The 17,133-nt window shown below is 36.8% G+C and carries 18 protein-coding genes and 1 pseudogene; 16 read left to right on the top strand and 3 right to left on the bottom strand.

All coding sequences use genetic code 11. From position 1 onward, the window contains the following. Positions 1-167 precede the first annotated feature (167 nt). The 14 genes from AC0IXC_RS18705 to AC0IXC_RS18640 all read left to right on the top strand — a co-directional run bounded on the left by AC0IXC_RS18705 (position 168) and on the right by AC0IXC_RS18640 (position 14,868). Complete coding sequence (locus tag AC0IXC_RS18705) at positions 168-1,451, top strand: nucleotide sugar dehydrogenase (protein WP_471653135.1); 1,284 nt, start codon at positions 168-170, stop codon at positions 1,449-1,451. A gap of 219 nt (positions 1,452-1,670) precedes the next feature. Further along, a complete protein-coding gene (tagU, locus tag AC0IXC_RS18700; RefSeq protein ID WP_016102283.1) occupies positions 1,671-2,585 on the top strand; it encodes a polyisoprenyl-teichoic acid--peptidoglycan teichoic acid transferase TagU in 915 nt (304 codons plus the stop codon). 99 nt (positions 2,586-2,684) lie between these two features. Then, positions 2,685-3,515, top strand: coding sequence for an SGNH/GDSL hydrolase family protein (locus AC0IXC_RS18695; protein WP_113936216.1), 831 nt, complete (start codon positions 2,685-2,687; stop codon positions 3,513-3,515). 92 nt (positions 3,516-3,607) lie between these two features. Beyond that, complete coding sequence (gene galE, locus AC0IXC_RS18690) at positions 3,608-4,600, top strand: UDP-glucose 4-epimerase GalE (protein ID WP_471653134.1); 993 nt, start codon at positions 3,608-3,610, stop codon at positions 4,598-4,600. Positions 4,601-4,718: 118 nt separating this feature from the next. After that, positions 4,719-5,390, top strand: coding sequence for a response regulator transcription factor (locus tag AC0IXC_RS18685; RefSeq protein ID WP_002166430.1), 672 nt, complete (start codon positions 4,719-4,721; stop codon positions 5,388-5,390). A gap of 11 nt (positions 5,391-5,401) precedes the next feature. Beyond that, complete coding sequence (locus AC0IXC_RS18680; protein WP_471653187.1) at positions 5,402-6,832, top strand: HAMP domain-containing sensor histidine kinase; 1,431 nt, start codon at positions 5,402-5,404, stop codon at positions 6,830-6,832. A 66-nt stretch (positions 6,833-6,898) separates the two neighbouring features. Then, entirely contained in the window at positions 6,899-7,681 is a 783-nt protein-coding gene (locus AC0IXC_RS18675) for a DUF3919 family protein (RefSeq protein WP_471653133.1), read from the top strand. Continuing rightward, positions 7,678-8,712 (top strand): ABC transporter substrate-binding protein, encoded by a 1,035-nt coding sequence (locus tag AC0IXC_RS18670; protein ID WP_002143816.1) that lies wholly within the window; start codon positions 7,678-7,680, stop codon positions 8,710-8,712. The genes AC0IXC_RS18675 and AC0IXC_RS18670 overlap by 4 nt, the downstream gene beginning before the upstream one ends. Before the next feature lie 19 nt (positions 8,713-8,731). Then, a complete protein-coding gene (gene pgtP, locus AC0IXC_RS18665; RefSeq protein ID WP_002184617.1) occupies positions 8,732-10,066 on the top strand; it encodes an MFS transporter in 1,335 nt (444 codons plus the stop codon). Positions 10,067-10,314: 248 nt separating this feature from the next. Continuing rightward, on the top strand, positions 10,315-11,502 hold the full coding sequence (locus tag AC0IXC_RS18660) for an efflux RND transporter periplasmic adaptor subunit (protein ID WP_471653132.1): 1,188 nt from the start codon (positions 10,315-10,317) through the stop codon (positions 11,500-11,502). Further along, positions 11,499-12,179, top strand: a complete 681-nt coding sequence (locus AC0IXC_RS18655) for an ABC transporter ATP-binding protein (RefSeq protein ID WP_002130002.1) — start codon at positions 11,499-11,501, stop codon at positions 12,177-12,179. The genes AC0IXC_RS18660 and AC0IXC_RS18655 overlap by 4 nt, the downstream gene beginning before the upstream one ends. Continuing rightward, entirely contained in the window at positions 12,176-13,375 is a 1,200-nt protein-coding gene (locus tag AC0IXC_RS18650) for an ABC transporter permease (RefSeq protein WP_033709581.1), read from the top strand. The genes AC0IXC_RS18655 and AC0IXC_RS18650 overlap by 4 nt, the downstream gene beginning before the upstream one ends. A gap of 124 nt (positions 13,376-13,499) precedes the next feature. Further along, a complete protein-coding gene (gene yknW / locus AC0IXC_RS18645) occupies positions 13,500-14,180 on the top strand; it encodes a YknW family membrane protein (RefSeq protein WP_088291062.1) in 681 nt (226 codons plus the stop codon). A 217-nt stretch (positions 14,181-14,397) separates the two neighbouring features. Beyond that, the gene (locus AC0IXC_RS18640; RefSeq protein ID WP_002034807.1) at positions 14,398-14,868 is read left to right on the top strand and encodes a sigma-70 family RNA polymerase sigma factor; all 471 of its coding nucleotides are present in this window, start codon (positions 14,398-14,400) and stop codon (positions 14,866-14,868) included. Between the two features lie 54 nt (positions 14,869-14,922). Here the strand turns inward: AC0IXC_RS18640 and AC0IXC_RS18635 are convergent. Beyond that, a pseudogene (locus tag AC0IXC_RS18635) lies at positions 14,923-15,429 on the bottom strand (competence protein ComK). 195 nt (positions 15,430-15,624) lie between these two features. On the opposite strand from AC0IXC_RS18635, the gene AC0IXC_RS18630 reads away from it, so the two are divergent. Continuing rightward, a complete protein-coding gene (locus AC0IXC_RS18630; RefSeq protein WP_002034805.1) occupies positions 15,625-16,023 on the top strand; it encodes a DUF4359 domain-containing protein in 399 nt (132 codons plus the stop codon). A 20-nt stretch (positions 16,024-16,043) separates the two neighbouring features. On the opposite strand, the gene AC0IXC_RS18625 is transcribed toward AC0IXC_RS18630, so the two are convergent. Next, the gene (locus AC0IXC_RS18625; protein ID WP_002034804.1) at positions 16,044-16,259 is read right to left on the bottom strand and encodes a DUF2922 domain-containing protein; all 216 of its coding nucleotides are present in this window, start codon (positions 16,257-16,259) and stop codon (positions 16,044-16,046) included. A gap of 21 nt (positions 16,260-16,280) precedes the next feature. Further along, positions 16,281-16,505 (bottom strand): DUF1659 domain-containing protein, encoded by a 225-nt coding sequence (locus AC0IXC_RS18620; protein WP_002016256.1) that lies wholly within the window; start codon positions 16,503-16,505, stop codon positions 16,281-16,283. 111 nt (positions 16,506-16,616) lie between these two features. On the opposite strand from AC0IXC_RS18620, the gene AC0IXC_RS18615 reads away from it, so the two are divergent. Next, a complete protein-coding gene (locus AC0IXC_RS18615; RefSeq protein ID WP_061673764.1) occupies positions 16,617-17,102 on the top strand; it encodes a VanZ family protein in 486 nt (161 codons plus the stop codon). Positions 17,103-17,133: the final 31 nt, after the last annotated feature.

The raw sequence follows: 17,133 nt of genomic DNA, 5'->3' as shown, positions 1-17,133 counted from the left end.
CTGGATAATCAGTGATACGTAATAATAGGATTTAATTAACTGGAAGGATAATAAAGTATAGTGCGTCTATATGAAATTATTTGAGTAAGTATAATTTTTTAAGATTTTATATTCATTATAACTTTGATATATGAGTTAAATAATAAAAAAGATAAGGATTGATGAAGATGAATAAAAAAGTTTGTGTAATAGGTTTAGGTTACATTGGTTTACCAACTTCAGCTATATTTGCAAGAACAGGGTATGATGTTATAGGGGTAGATGTTAACCCAGTTGCAATTGAAATGATTAATCAAGGTAAAGTTCATATTGAAGAAGTTGGATTAGGAGAATTAGTTAAAGATGTAGTAGAAAAAGGGAAATTGAACGCAAGTGTACATCCAACACAAGCGGATGTATTTATTATTGCTGTTCCTACACCACATAATGCTGATCACACTGCAAATTTAGACTACGTTGTAGAAGCAACTAAGTCTATTTTACCATTCTTACAGAAAGGAAGTATTGTAATTGTAGAATCTACGATTCCACCAAGAACTATTGATGATGTAGTAGCTCCAATTCTTAAGGAACAAGGATGGGATGTAGGAGAAGAAATCTACCTTGCACATTGTCCAGAACGTGTGTTACCCGGACGTATTTTAATTGAATTAGTAGAAAATACAAGAATAGTTGGTGGAATTAATAAGAAATCTACACAAAAAGCAGCCGAAGTTTATGGTAGTTTTGTACAAGGAGAAATCCTTGAAACTACTGCTGTAACAGCAGAGATGTCTAAGCTTATGGAAAATACATTCCGTGATGTAAATATTGCATTAGCAAATGAATTAGCAAAAATTTCCGAAAAACTTGGCGTAAATGCTTTAGAGGTTATTAAGCTAGCTAACCATCATCCTCGAGTAAATTTACATCTTCCAGGACCAGGTGTTGGAGGACATTGTTTAGCAGTAGATCCATATTTCATTATTGAAAAGGCACCTGAAGAATCTCAATTAATTTCTAATGCGCGCTTTATAAATAATTCTATGCCTGCATTTGTTGTAGAACAATTAGCGAAAATTATTCCAGGTAAAAATGCAAAAGTTGCAGTTTTAGGAATTACATATAAGGGTAATATTGATGATGTCAGAGAAAGTCCAGCTATGACAATTGTAGATTTGCTTACAGAACAGGGTTATCAAGTTGCTGTACATGATCCCCATGTTCATGAAAATCAGGTGCATTTTAATTTATATAGTCTAGAGAATGCTGTGAAAAATGCAGAATGTATTTTGGTACTAACAGACCATAATGAATTTAAACAAGTAGACGAACAAATCATTATTGATAACGCAAGAAAGGCTATTATATTTGATACGCGTAATTGTATGAATATAAGTAGTAAACAAATTTCTTATTACAATTTTAATAATCTATATAAACTAAGAAGCTTAGAAGGCGTACGAGTATAATGAATTAGTTGCAAACGGCTGATTAAGAATATGTTTTATTAAATGAAAAGTTAGATTTCTGGTATAAAATGCATATATAGAACTTTGAATTATTGCAATTAATTGCATAAGGGAGTTCGAATACTTACCATAGTTATAGATATTTTGAATGTATTTAAGATATAATTGTAACTATGTTTTTTGAGAAAAGATTTCGATTTTCGAAAGAGGGTTAAAAAGATGAAAAAGAAAATTTTATTCTGGATTCTGGGTATTATTGGCGTTCTTATTGTCGGTGGTGGAGTATATGCATATACTGTTTATTCTAATGTGTCTAATACATTAGATGCTGTCCATAAACCATTAGATCGCGAGAAATCTGAAAAACGAGATCAGAAGGTAGATGTTTCGGATAAAAAACCAATATCTATTTTAATGATGGGTGTGGACCAACGTGGTGAAGATCAAGGGAGATCAGATTCGTTAATGTTATTTACATTAAATCCTACGACAAAATCTATGAAAATTGTTAGTATTCCACGTGATTCTTATACAGAAATCGTTGGAAAAGGTACAAAGGATAAAATTAATCATGCTTACGCATTTGGCGGGATTGATATGGCTGTAAAAACAGTAGAGAATTTTCTTAATGTGCCAGTTGATCATTATATTGAAGTAAATATGGATGGATTTAAAGATATTGTAGATGCTGTTGGTGGCGTAGATGTAAATAATGATTTAGATTTCACATATGAAGGAATTCATTTTGAAAAAGGAAATATTCATTTAGATGGTACGAAGGCATTACATTATTCTAGGATGAGAAAACTTGACCCACGTGGTGATTTCGGACGTCAAATGCGCCAGCGTCAAGTAATCCAAGGAGTAATTAAACAAGGCGCTAGTGTTTCTTCTCTAGCAAGCTACGGTGATGTATTAAAAGCAATTGAGAAAAATGTCAAAACAAGTTTAACCCAAGATCAAATGTTTGATATTCAAAAGAATTATAAAGATTGCATACAGAACAGTGAGGAAATTCAAATCCCAGGTGACGGTCACAAAGCAGCTGACGGTATTTGGTACTACTACGTTCCAGACGCAGCAAAACAAGATTTAACGAACAAGTTAAAAGCACATCTTGAATTGACTAAGTAATATATATTGAACCCAACTCTTTTGGAAGGAGTTGGGTTTATTTTTGCTTAAATTTATATTAGTATTATATATTGTGAGATTAATAGATGAGGTGAATCGATGAATAAGAAAGCAGTACTTGTCCTATTTATTTTTGTATTGTTTATTGCTTCTGTTGTGAGCGGTAAATTATATTGGAATAAGAAGATTGCGAATGCAACAGGGCAAACGAGTGAAGTAACGAAAACAAAGGCTGAAGTGAAAGATAGCCGTGCGAAGAAGGACGAGAAAAAAGAAGAGAAAAAACAAGATGTAAAGTCATCTTTTAATGAAGCATACGCGAAGAACTTGCCAGATGCAGTGAAAGAGAAGTTAAAGAAAGCTGCTGCGGATAAGAAGGCAGTAAATCTTGTTATTGTTGGTGATGAAGCTTCTTCATCTGAAAAAGATGCTTGGGTAGCTAAGTTCACTGCTAATTTAGAGGCTTCTTACGGTAAAGGTTTATGGAATGTGACGGTAAAGGAATATAAGGGTGAAAGTACAGAGGAATTAATTGCGAATAAACGCGATAAAGAGATTGCGAAAGACAATCCGGATGTAATTTTATTTGAACCACCATTTATTACCGACAACGGAAAAACTGGTAATGGAAATTCTGTAGCGAGTACACAGAAGTTTGTGCAAGCACTTTCTACTAGTGCAAAAGGCGCTACAATTATGATTCAACCATCAAACCCAGTGTATGGTGCGAAGAATTATCCGAAAGCGATTGAAGCATTAAAACAATTTGCGACACAAAATGGTTATACATATGTTGATCATTGGGGAGCATGGCCTGATGCAACAACGAAAGCGATTTTACCGTACTTACAAACAGAGTTCGGTTTCCCAAGTGCTAAAGGGCATGAAGTTTGGGCGCAATATGTAACGGATTATTTTGTAGCGAAGTAATGAAGGGTATATAGAAGGTATACGAGTAATCGTATACCTTCTATATTAGTAAAGTAAGTAAGAAATCCTAGTATATATGTAGGGGGAAAACAATGAAATCAATCTTAATCTGCGGCGGAGCGGGCTATATCGGTTCTCACGCTGTTAAAAAACTAGTTGATGAAGGTTTATCGGTAGTAGTAGTAGATAACTTACAAACTGGTCATGAAGATGCAATTACGGAAGGTGCGAAGTTTTATAATGGTGACCTTCGTGATAAGGAATTTTCAAGAGATGTTTTTAAACAAGAAAATATCGAGGCGGTTATGCATTTTGCAGCTGATTCTTTAGTTGGAGTTAGTATGGAGAAGCCTCTTCAATATTATAATAACAATGTGTATGGCGCACTTTGCTTGCTAGAAGTAATGGATGAGTTTAAAGTAGAGAAGTTTATTTTCTCTTCTACTGCGGCGACTTATGGTGAAGTAGATGTAGACCTTATTACTGAGGAAACGACGACAAATCCGACGAATACGTACGGAGAGACGAAGTTAGCAATTGAGAAGATGCTTCATTGGTATAGCCAAGCCTCTAATTTAAGATATAAGATTTTCAGATACTTTAATGTGGCTGGTGCAACGCCAAGTGGGATTATTGGGGAAGATCACCGTCCAGAGACACATTTAATTCCGCTTGTTTTACAAGTGGCGTTAGGTCAACGTGAGAAGATTATGATGTTTGGTGATGATTATAGTACACCAGATGGTACTTGTATCCGTGATTATATTCATGTTGAAGATTTAGTGGCAGCTCATTTCTTAGGACTTAAAGACCTGCAAAATGGTGGAGAGAGTGATTTCTACAACTTAGGAAATGGTAATGGCTTTAGTGTAAAAGAAATCGTTGATGCAGTTCGTGAAGTTACGAATCATGAGATTCCAGCTGAGATGGCGCCACGCCGTGCGGGAGATCCAGCACGCTTAGTAGCTTCTTCTCAAAAGGCGAAAGAGAAGTTAGGGTGGAATCCTGAGTATGTAAATGTAAAGACAATTATTGAGCATGCGTGGGATTGGCATCAGAAGAAACCTAATGGGTATGAGAAATAAGTTTAATAAATGAGAGAGGGTATCGTCGACAAAATATGTTCGACAATACCCTCTCTTTTTTTGTCTTATTTTTGCTATACTAAACTGTACTATAATACAGGGTGGAAGGAGGAGAATGATGAAAATACTTGTAGTAGATGATGAATCGAGTATTCGTAATTTGATTCGGATGCAGTTAGAGATGGAAGGGTATGAAGTATTGACGGCGGCTGATGGGAGAGAAGCTTTAGAGAGATGGAATGAGCAGCCGGATGTACTTATTTTAGATGTGATGCTTCCTGATACGGATGGGTATGAGTTGTTACGTTTATTCAGAGAGAAGGAGCGTGATATTCCGGTGCTTATGTTGACAGCGAAGAGTCAGATGAATGATAAGTTACTTGGTCTTCAGCTTGGAGCTGATGATTATGTGACGAAGCCTTTTAATTATGCGGAGCTTATTCTTCGGGTGAAGAATATGGCGCGGCGCGTGAAGAAGAAGGAGGTTCCTTTAAATCATGAGGTGATTGGGGCTGGTGATTTACTTATTTGTCCAAAGGAACGAAAGCTTCATGTGAGTGGGCAGGAGATTCAGTTAACGTACCGAGAGTTTAATTTATGTCAGTTGTTTGTTTCGAATCCGCAGCGTGTGTTCATGAGAGATGAGCTATTAGAGAAGGTATGGGGGTTTGAGTATATCGGAAATACGAGAGCGGTTGATATTATGGTGCAAAGGCTTCGAAAGAAACTCGGCGCGAGCGGGGAGTATATTAAGACAATTTATGGTGTGGGGTATAAGCTTGATTGCTAAAAGGTGATGATATGTCTTTAAAACGAAATATGGTGTTTGGAATAGTTGGGTTGTTGATTCCAATTCTTGTTCTTTTGTATGCGGTGGTTTATATTGCACTGGAGAAGAATGTGTATCATAATGCGGCAGATTCCTTAGAAAAGTTAAGTGTGGAAGCGCAAATTTATACGATGAATTATTTAGAGAAGGAAGCAGAAGTAGAGACGCTAGGGCCTAATTCGCTTTTAATTGCTTCGTATTTAGCGAAGCGAATGGATGTCCGGGTGCAGATGATTGGGAAGAATGGAGATGTTGTTGCAGATACACAAAAAGGAGCGTTACTTCATCGGAATATTGACATTGAGAGTTCTTTGAAGGGAAAGAAATCTTATGTTTTCGAGGAGGGAGACCCAGCTCCAATTCTTTTGTTTTCAAGTCCGGTTTATTATGGAAACGATGTCATTGGAAGTATTCGTTTTATAAATGAGTTAACGGATGAGAAGGAAGTTTTAACAAATGTAAGTTGGACGTTTTTAATGACGTCGCTTTGTTTAGTAGCTGCTGGTATTTTCTTTGCGATTCGTTTGGCGAAGTCTCTTCATAAACCAATTGATCAGTTAAGGCAAATGGCATATCGGCTTGCGAATGGAGATTATGAAAGTAAGATTGAGCTGAATGAGTATGTGGAAATTGCGCAGCTTTCAGCGTCCTTTAATGCGATGGCTGATGGGATTGAGCTGCATATTAAGCAGCTGAAGGAAGAGAAAGAGAAACAGAAAGATTTCTTGGACCGCATTACGCATGAGCTGAAAACACCGCTTACGGCAATTATCGGGTATGTAGATTTAATTCCGAAGTTACAGTCGAAGGAAGATGTGCAGGAGAGCCTCCGTTATGTGTCTGTAGAAAGTGAGCGTCTATTATCACTTGTAGAGGAATTACTTAAGTCTTCAAAGTACGGAAAGAGTACGTTTGAAGTGTCACCTACAGTCGTGAATATTAAAGAATTGGCAGAAGAAGCGGTTTCGATTGTGAAACTCAGGTTACAGCAGTTTGAAATTGAAGTTATGAATGAGTTAACAGAAGTACACGTCGTTGCGGATTTTGATAAGACGAAGCAAATTTTCTTGAATGTGCTTGATAATGTGATTAAATATAGTGATGCTACGCAAGTTCGTATGAATGTAATTATAAATGAGCAGGAAGCGAAAGTTTTTGTTCATGATGATGGTATTGGTATGGATGAAGGTGTGCTTGCAGAATGGAATGAGTCTCCGGAAGGTAAGGTGCTTCCTTCAAGTTACGGGAATGGCTATGGCTTATACATTTGTCAGGAGATTATGAAGAAGCAAGGCGGAAGTATACGAATTGAGAGTAGTGAAGAAATGGGAACTACAATATGCATTACATTTTTACTTCCGAGACGGATGGAAGACATAAAAAACTTGAAAGCGGTTAAATGATACATTTATGAAACAATTATGCGGTATTTTCGAAACAACGTTTTTTTATCTTGGAGGTAGGCAGAAATGAAAAGGCTATCATTTCAAATTCTTATGTTTGTCTTTTGTATGATCGTTTCTCTTATTTTGTTTTATGTTATTGAGAAGCAAATATATAATCGAATCACAATTGTGGATGACAAACAAGCCGTTTTACAAAGAGTGAATGAATCCCTTCCTACTGAAGTGAAAGTAAGGCATGAGAAGTGGGGAGAAATTGTTGTAACGGATGAAGTTCGTTTGCATACGATTGTTTCATTCTTTGACCGAATTCGAATAGAACCGAGAGAAGCGAGGAATCAAGAACAAGTATTTACTGGAGAAGTAACGTACTTGAATGGACATAAACGTACTTTTGCAGTAGGTGACTTGTTCCAGTACGAGGCTAATGTATACGGAAAGAAGGGCACGGATCCGATGATCTCAGCATTTCAAACGTATTTGTTAAGTCTGTATTATACACCAGAGCGCATTAGTAATTTCTTTGCGGAGGCAAAGGAAGTTGTAGTGAGGCAAGGGGATGTAATACGTACTATAGATCTTACGCAAATATTTGATTCTATTCGATACGCAAAGCAAATTACAGATTACGGAGAAATTCAGAAATTATTACAATCACAGAATGAGCCGATAGCTTATATTACTGCCTATAAAACAGGCAAACGTGTAAAGAATGAGCGGGAGGATATTCTAACTATTTCTGTGTATCCATCGTACTTTGTTGTGCAATATCTCGGTGATAATAACGGGAATGTCATGTATATGAAGGGCTCCCTAGCAGAATTCCTTGTAAAGGAGAGTGTGTCATGAGAAAGATAGCCTTTTTCTTCTTTTTGCTAGTAATCGGAGGAGCGATGTCTAGTTGCTCTCGAGATACAACCTCTATTAAATATAATAAAAGTGGTCTCCCTATTTTGGATGATCGTCATCTCGTTGCGTATGTAGCGGCCCGCGAGGAAGTTGGTGAAGCTTTGCTTTCGTCATTTTGTAAACAACGCGGGTGTACATATGAATTTATTCGTCTATCGACAGAAGAACTTCTTCGGAGAGTAGAAGAGGAAGCTGGAAATCCGAAGGCGGATATTATTATTGGCGGTACAGTAGATGCGCATCAAATGATGAAGCAAAAGAACCTTTCTATTCCTGTTACGACCCAGCATGCGAATCGTATTTCAAAGACTGTTAAAGATAAAGATGGTTATTGGTACGGTTATGAAGTAGAGAAACTGGCAATCGCGATTAATAAAGAGCGGTGGAATGAAGAAATAGCGCCGCTCGGTCTTCCATATCCATCAAGGTGGCAAGATTTATTAGATCCAGTATATACGGGTAAGATTGCAATGCCTGATCCAAACGTTTCCGGCACAGCATATACTTTGTTTCAATCACTTATTGATACTTTAGGTGAAGAAGAAGCGAAAGAGTATGTTAAGAATCTTGCAAGGCAAGTTGGTGAAGTAACGGTGAATGGTTATATGCCCGCAGAACTGGTTGCGAGCGGTGAATATATGATAGGCATCAATTTTGCGGGAGATCAGAGAATGCTTCAGAAACAAGGCTTTCCTATTGTAAGTAATGAACCTGAGCAAACAGGATTATCTGTTAATGCGATTTCGAAACTGAAGCGTGCACCGAGTGGTTTTATAGCGGACTTATTTATTGATTATTGTTTATCAGAAGAAGCGGGGCACATTTTAGAAAAAGTTTCGTTTGGCGTACCAACGATGTTTGCGAAGAATCAGAAAGAGATAGAAGGTCAGCCGGTTAGAAGGACGAACAAAAATATATCAAATAGTGGAATAATCGAGATATGGAATAGACAGCGTCTCTCTCAGCAGTGAGAAAAGGAGACGAAAGAATATGTTTAAATGGCTTAAGCCAGCACCTGCAATTGAGAGATTGCCGGCGGATATGATTGACAGGGTATACAAATTATTACGTATTCGTGTGCTAATGGGAATTTCAGTTGGGTATGCTGCTTATTATTTAGTGCGCAGTAACTTTACGTTATCAAGTACGTATTTAGTACAAGAATATGGTTTTAGTACAGCTGAAATTGGATTGCTAGGTTCAGTAATGGCAATTGTTTATGGATTTAGTAAGTTCTTTATGGGGAATTTATCGGATAAAGCTTTCGCCCAGCGCTTTATCGCAGTCGGATTATTCTTATCGGGGCTTGTAAATATTTGTTTCGGTTTTGCATCTTCATTTGGGATGATTGTTACATTACTTGTCTTAAATGGTATTGTACAAGGTATGGGAGCACCACCTTGTAGTATTGTTATGACGAAATGGTTCTCGAAGAAAGAACGTGGTACGAAAACAGGTATTTGGAATATTTCACATAACGTTGGTGGAATGCTAGTGCCGCCCCTTGTCGGAATTGGTGTAGGTATTTTCGGTGAAAATCATTGGCAGGGCGGGGTATTTATTTTCCCAGCGATTATCGCAATGGTAATTGCAGTTCTTGTTTGGATTAATGCGAAGGATACACCAGAATCTGAAGGTCTTCCTCCAATTGATGAGTATCGTAATGATTATGAAAATCTTGAAAAAGCAGATAATGCTAATAAGATGTCACCAAAAGAAATTTTAATGAAATATGTAGTGACAAATAAGTTCGTTTGGTATTTATGTATTGCAAATGCATTTGTTTACTTAATTCGTTTCGGTGTTATTAACTGGGTTCCGCTTTATTTAACGACAGTTAAAGGTTTTTCAAAAGCAGAAGCACATGCTGCATACGCAATTTTTGAAGGTATGGCAATTCCAAGTTCATTAATCGTTGGTCTTTTAAGTGATAAGTTATTTAAAGGAAAACGTATGCCATTATGTATTATGAGTATGGCCGGAGTTGTTGTTGGTACGGTTGTATATTGGCAAGCATCTAGCGTACTTGTTGTAAGTATTGCGGTTTCTATTATTGGTTGTTTAATTTACGTACCACAGTTTTTAATCGGTTTAAGTGCGATGGAATTAGTACCGAAATTTGCAGTAGGTACAACAGTTGGTATGTGTGGTCTGTTCGGTTATGTAGGCGGAAGTCTTGTAGCAAACGCAGCAATTGGTGTTATTGTTGATCGTTCTGGCTGGGATGGCTGCTTCATCTTACTATTAGCAGGCGGTATTTTATCAACAGTATTCTTATTTATCGTTCAACGTGGACATGAGAGAAAAGGTCCTAAAGTGGCGTAATAGTTTATTCAGAAAAGCGATCCAATCATTATTTTGGATCGCTTTTTTTATATAAGGAAACCTTTCCTTAAAACTATCTTAAAAGATAGAATGTCATATTTCTAATCATTGGTATTTTTGTTACAATATAAATGATTGTGTAAAACTTTGTAAAATGAGTGTAACAATGTAAGTGGGGATGCAATTTTCCGAAAGTTTTATACAATTAATTATCTATTAAACTATTAAGATATAAAAGGAGAGAGAATATGTTACCAAATACGGTTCGTACTCCAAACAAGAAGAAGAAATGGATTATCATCGGAGTTATTGCACTAATTGTTATTGTGGCAGCAGTTAATATTTTTGTTATGCAAGGTAAGAAGAAAGGCGCAGCAACAACGACTGATGCTGTGAGCTTTGAGAAAGTGACAGAGCGTAAGCTTAATAATACGAAGTTAATTTCTGGTCAGGTGAAGCCAGGGAATATTGAAAGTTTTTATGCGGATCCGACTAAAGGAAAAGTGAAAGATATTGCGGTGAAAGAAGGACAAGAGGTAGAAAAGGGAACGAAATTATTCTCTTATGATAATGAAGAAATTAATCTTCAAATGAAGCAAGCTGATCTTGATCAGAAGATGGCTGATATGCGTTACGATCAAGGGAAAAAGAAGATTGATTCATTGAAGAAAGAAATTAAGAAGGTAAAAGATAGTGGGGCTGGGAAAGAAGTAACAGACCCGATGGAAGAGCAAGTAAGCGAGTTAGAAATGGCTCAGAAAACAACTGACCTTGAGAAAGAAAAAGGGAAGTTACAAAAAGAAGAGTTAAGTAAAAAACAGAAAGAACTTACGATTTATAGTAATTTTACTGGTGTTGTACAGAAGTTAGATAAGGATACAGCGCAAAGTTCATCTCAGGCATTAGGTGGTCAAGGGAAAGCATTTTTACAAGTTGCTTCTAAAGACCCGTTCCAAGTTCAAGGGACTTTAACAGAGCTTCAAAAGTCACAAATTCAAAAAGATCAAACGTTCACTGTAACTGCGAAAGCAAATAATAAGAAGAAGTGGACAGGTAAGATTACGGAAGTAAGTGAATTCCCAACGAGTGCAGAGATGGCTCAAGCTGCTGGTGAGGGAACTCAAAATATGTCTCAATATACATATAAAGCAAGTCTTGATAGCCAAGATGGTTTATCTCCAGGTTATCACGTTTCTCTGCAAGTAAATTTAGAGAATAAGACGATGATTGCTGTTCCAAGTAAGAGCATTGTAGAAAAAGGCGAAGATGCATTTGTTTATATTGAAGAGAAAGGAAAGCTTCGTAAACAAAATGTGAAAAAAGGTTCTACTGATGGAGACTGGACAGAGATTGTTGAAGGCGCAACAGTGGGGCAAAAGGTGGTTAAAAATCCTTCCGACGACGTGTATGACGGAATGGAAGTGAAAGAGAAATGATTACGTTAAATAATATTGCTAAAACATATTATCAAGGAAAATTGGCAGTGCCGATTTTACATGGTATTAGTTTAACAATTCAAAGCGGTGAGTTCGTTTCTATTATGGGACCGTCTGGTTCTGGTAAATCAACGCTTATGAATATTATCGGTTGTTTAGATCGTCCAACAGAAGGTGAATATATGTTGAATGATGTGAATATCTTAACAGCAGACGAGTCAAAACTAGCTTTAATTCGTAATGAATATATCGGCTTTGTGTTCCAGCACTTTAATTTGCTGCCGCGTCTTTCCGCAGTGGAAAACGTTGAACTTCCGCTCATCTACGGTGGGGTGAAGAAAGCAGAGCGTCGTCAGAGAGCCCTTGAAGCGCTTGGGAAAGTTGGATTATCAGATAGAGTCCATCATTTACCTAGTGAGTTATCAGGTGGACAGAAGCAACGTGTAGCGATTGCGAGATCGATTGCAAATAATCCAACGTTTATTATGGCCGATGAGCCGACAGGTGCACTTGATACGAAGTCTGGTGCACAAGTTATGGATATTTTCACGAAGCTAAATGCAGAAGGTACGACGATTGTTATGGTTACGCATGAAGAAGAGGTAGCAGCGTATTCTTCCCGCCGCATTGTACTGCGAGATGGGAAAGTTACAGAAGATAGAAGGTGTGCAGTATGAGTTTACTAGATAGTATGAAAATTGCCTTATCGTCTATTTTAGCTCATAAACTACGCTCAGCTTTGACGATGTTAGGGATTATTATCGGTGTAGGCTCTATTATTACCGTCGTTGCGATTGGGCAAGGTGGGGAAGCTGCACTGAAATCCCAATTTGTTGGATCAGGTAATCAAACGGTACCGATTCATTATAGTGCCGATATGAATGATCCTTTTGGTATGGCGATGGTAGAAGCACCGAAGATAACTGAAGAAGATATTTTTGAAATTAAAAAAATTCCAGATATCGCACATGTTGTAACAACAAATTCAAGTATGGAACCACTTGATATTGAAGATAAAATAGAAATGGTGAGTATTACTGGATTAGACAGTGAGTATTTTTCAGTAAATAAAGTAAAGTTGTTAAAGGGACGTTCTTTACAAGAATCAGATGTGGATCAAGGTAATAATGTTGTCATGATTAGTAAACAAATGGAAGATAAGGTGTTTAAGGATGCTAATCCAGTCGGTAAAATTATTGAAATGAAGGGGCAACCGATGCAAATTATCGGTGTCTACAAATCAGATAACGAATTTATGGGAATGGGACCATCAGAAGCACTAGTTCCAATTTCATTATGGCCGACACTGTATGGAAAAGATGAAATTCAAAATATTTCTGTTCAAGCAAAAAATGTAGATAATTTAGAAAAAGCAGGTAAAAAAGCTGCAGATGTCTTAAATAGTCGTAAACCGAGTGATGCAACTGGTAAATACGAGGTTATGAATTTAAAAGAACTTCAAGAAGGTATTTCAAAAATGACTAATATTATGACGATGATCATCGGCGGTATCGCTGGTATTTCATTAGTCGTTGGTGGTATCGGTGTAATGAACATCATGCTCGTATCTGTAACAGAGCGTACACGTGAAATTGGGGTGCGTAAGGCACTTGGAGCAACACGTAGTAAAATTTTATTACAGTTTTTAATTGAAGCAGTTATGTTAACACTTCTTGGTGGTTTGATCGGAATTGGTCTTGGATATGGCGGGGCATATATCGTTTCCACATTTGCGAAATGGCCACCACTCGTTTCTTGGGAAGTTGTCGTTGGCGGCGTACTATTCTCTATGACACTTGGTATTATTTTCGGATTAATTCCAGCAAACAAAGCTGCGAAATTAGATCCAATTGAAGCACTTCGTTATGAGTAAATTATTAGTGTAGTAGAGAAGTTCCCTACTACAAGTTACCGTTCTAATGGGCGGTTCGTAGCCTCTACATGAGGATGTGAACCGCCCGTTAGAACGGGTTATATAAATAGAGGGAGGCGTTATAATGGAAGCGAATATTAATACGCAAGATGTAGGTTCGAAAAAGCCATCATTATTTGGAATGATTACATCTCCAGGTGTGCAGTTTGAGAGAATGAAAACGAAAAGTCCGGTTTGGGGGGCATTTTTCCTGTTTGCTATACTTGGGACAATCACGGCAGCAGTAGTGGCTTATTTAGCGTTAGTTAATACTCCGGAGTTGGCAAAGGAGCTTAAGGGCGATTCAGCAGGTGTGGTTAAAGGGTTTACTCTTGGAGGGGGAGCGATTTTTGGTTTCCTTGGAACAATTGTTGGTTTGTTTATTGTAGCTGGATTTTATAAAGTTATTATGATGTTCATGAGTAATGATACACCGTATATGAAGATATTATCTATTTATTTATATGCAAATATTGTTTATTATTTTGGTGGTATTCTGAATGCAGTGCTAGGTTTTATTCTTGGTGGAAATGGTACTGATAAATATACAAGTTTAGCGCCTTTATTTGATCAAGGAACGGTTGCTTACGGTATTGGTTCTGCGTTTGAAGTGTTTAACATTTGGAGCTTGATCTTAACTGGTTTAGGCTTGCAGATCGTTGCTGGTTTAAGTAAAAAACAAGCAACAATTTTAATCTCCATATTCTTTATCCTTTCAATTGGATTCAGTATTTTAGGCGGTATGTTCTCTGGCTTTGGTGCGTAACATGCTATTTTGAAAAGATGGCTCATCCTAGAGCCATCTTTTTTATTTTTACCCCTATTTCAAATACCCCTATTAGAATTTCAAATACTGCTTAGTGTAATTTCAAATTCTGGCAGCAGTATTTGAAATTACCCACAATGAAATTTCCTTTCTCATTTTATATTGTAGAGGTACCGCGGAATACTGAAGAGGTATACCTTTTAGAAACGGGTACTGTGTGAAGCCAGCGACTTTTGCAGATACGGTTGTTTTGTATGAAGGTATGATTGTAAATCAAATAAAGAGGTTAAATATTTACCAAGATTATGAAGAGTATTATCAATGTGGTTTAATTGGTCTTTGGCATGCTTATGAAAGGTATGAGGAGGAGAAAGGGAGTTTTCCTGCTTATGCTGTCGTAACAGTACGTGGTTATATATTGGGAAGATTGGAGAAAGAATGTGTAGTGCAAGAGAGGTATGTATGCACCGATGAGTATGAGGAACGATTTGAGTGTGAAGATGTGGGAACGAGAGCGAAGGACTTTATGAGTGTGTTAGATGAGAAGGAGAAGCACATCATTTCAGAGCGATTTTTTACAGGGAAAAATATGGGGGAGATAGCTTCTGAAATGGGGATGACGTACTATCAAGTGAGATGGGTATATCGACAAGCGCTTGAGAAAATGAGGGATAGTGTAAGGGGATAAGAATAATAAGTAGAATGGAAGGCAAAGGAAATATTGCGTTCCATTCTATTTACATTAAGGCAGTAAATGTGGCAAGAGGTTTTTTAAGGTAATGAATCTTTCATGTTCATTCGGGATAATACATGTCCAGATTTGAAAAATTGTTGCTGTAACTTATGAGAACCTATTTGTATTGTTATGGTAGTTCCGTTAAAAAAATGAATGTTAGCTTTGTTAGTTTTTTTTGGAAAACTCTATCTCATCTATATGGTTATAGAACAACCAAATGCAGCTTGGAGAAGAAGGAGATTCTGCTGGGAAAACGCAAATATATTCTTTGTGATTAATTGGAATTGGAACATTTTGTTTGAGCTTAAAGTTTATTTGGACTGCATGACGTCTACCTTGATAAGTAGAATGAACATGTGTTAGACAAGATTTCTTTATGAGTTGGATAGCTGTTTGGCAAGAGTACAGAGGGTTTCCGCTACTGTCGATAATTTTTGTCCGGTAATAAGGGTGTTTGCAAGGTTCGAGCATCATTGTAGAACTAGAAATAAAAATATCATTCTCATTATCCATGATTCTAAAATCCTCCCTTATAAAAAAATGTTATTCCGAATATAATTATATACGAATTATGTAAAATTATTATTAATCTTTTGTTTCGTATTGTAAATTTTTACGGTTCGTTTACAATCAATAGATGATAGTCTTTCTAATTTGCATCGCTTGTACATATATATGAAAATAGAAAAGAGTAGGCGGTGATATAGCATGAAGAAAAAGTATATTATTATGGCTCTAGCTGTTGTTCTCTTAGTTTATTTAGCAAACAGTAATCCGGGTAAGGGAGAATATACGGATTGGGCAGCAAAACAATTTATGAAGCGTAATGATGTGAGTAAGAAGCTAGAAGAGGTTGAGAAAGAAAACAAAGAGGGTATACTTGGCGACTTAGCATCGGCGGGAAAGAAATTAGCAAATAAGTATGTTGAACCACAAGTTGGATTATTAATTGAGCATTATACAAAGCGAAATGATTATATTTTCTTCTCAACATATACGACAGAGTTTGATTTAGGCGGAGAGAATTATAAGTATGTTTGTGTTGGTTTTTCAAACATCTTTATTCCAATTGAAATGCCGAAGAAAAAAGACGAATCTGCAAAATAATGCAGATTCGTCTTTTTGATTTACGGAGTAATCTGAACTTCAGATACGTTTTTTTCTATGAGGCGAGCCCCTTTTTTACGAGTATTTTCACTAATTGATGAAAATACAGATGAAGAAAGAATGGTATCCATTACTTGATTTACGACTAGTTCATTTACTGGTGTGATGGGATTTTCGATAGAAAAGGCAACTGTTTTTCCATCTTCTTTCACGAAAATTAACTCTAGTACTTGCATGCTTTATTCCCTCCTTTTTAATTATAGATTAGAAAGATCTGACGTGCTTACAAGTTGTACAGCGTGAAGTGATGATTGTTGTAGTGAAGCAAGAGCACGTGCTACTTCATGTACTTTTCCTAAATCTGCATTTGTTTTCACACGTTTGAATTGTTTGTTCTTAAAAACTGTTTTACCGTTTTTGTCTAATCCTCCGTTTAATACAAGGCGTAAAGTTAAATCCATTACGATTGTTTCAACTGCCATGTTTATCACCCCCTTTCACTTTATAAATAGGGTGTAAATGTCATGTTTTGGCGTGAAATTTTTTCTTTTTTTTGGTACTCTTAAAAGACTAAGAGAGGGGTTTTCGGGAGAATGAATCGTAAATGGTTATTTTGGATTCCTGTATTACTATGGATGGGGATTATTTTCTATTCTTCAGCACAGCCATATAAAAAACAGGATATGCGCTCGGATATTGAGCAATATGTAAATGCTGAGTTTGTGAAAGAGCATTTTTCATGGGTATCTATCGATTATGGGGGAGGTACACCTGTTAGTATCGCAAATAAAGGTGTAGGTGGATTTGTTGAGTTTTTCCTTCGTAAAGGTGCTCATTTTATGGTGTTCTTTATGCTCGGTTCATTGACGTATTATGCTTTTCATCGATCGGGTTATTCGAGAAAAAGGTGCTTTGCATACGCCCTCCTTTTCGTTGCGGGGTATGCAACATTTGATGAAATTCATCAATGGTTTACGGGAGACCGTACACCGATGTGGCAAGATTCATTGCTTGATACGTGCGGCGGGTTAACAGGAATTATAATAAGCAATTGGTTTTGGAATAGAAAAAGGAGCTAATCTCAGTTAGAGATTTGCTCCTTTTTCATTT

The organism is Bacillus sp. AC266 (genome assembly GCF_979253805.1).
Note: the sequence above shows the minus strand (reverse complement) of the source record. Positions and strands in the feature narration are given on the sequence as shown.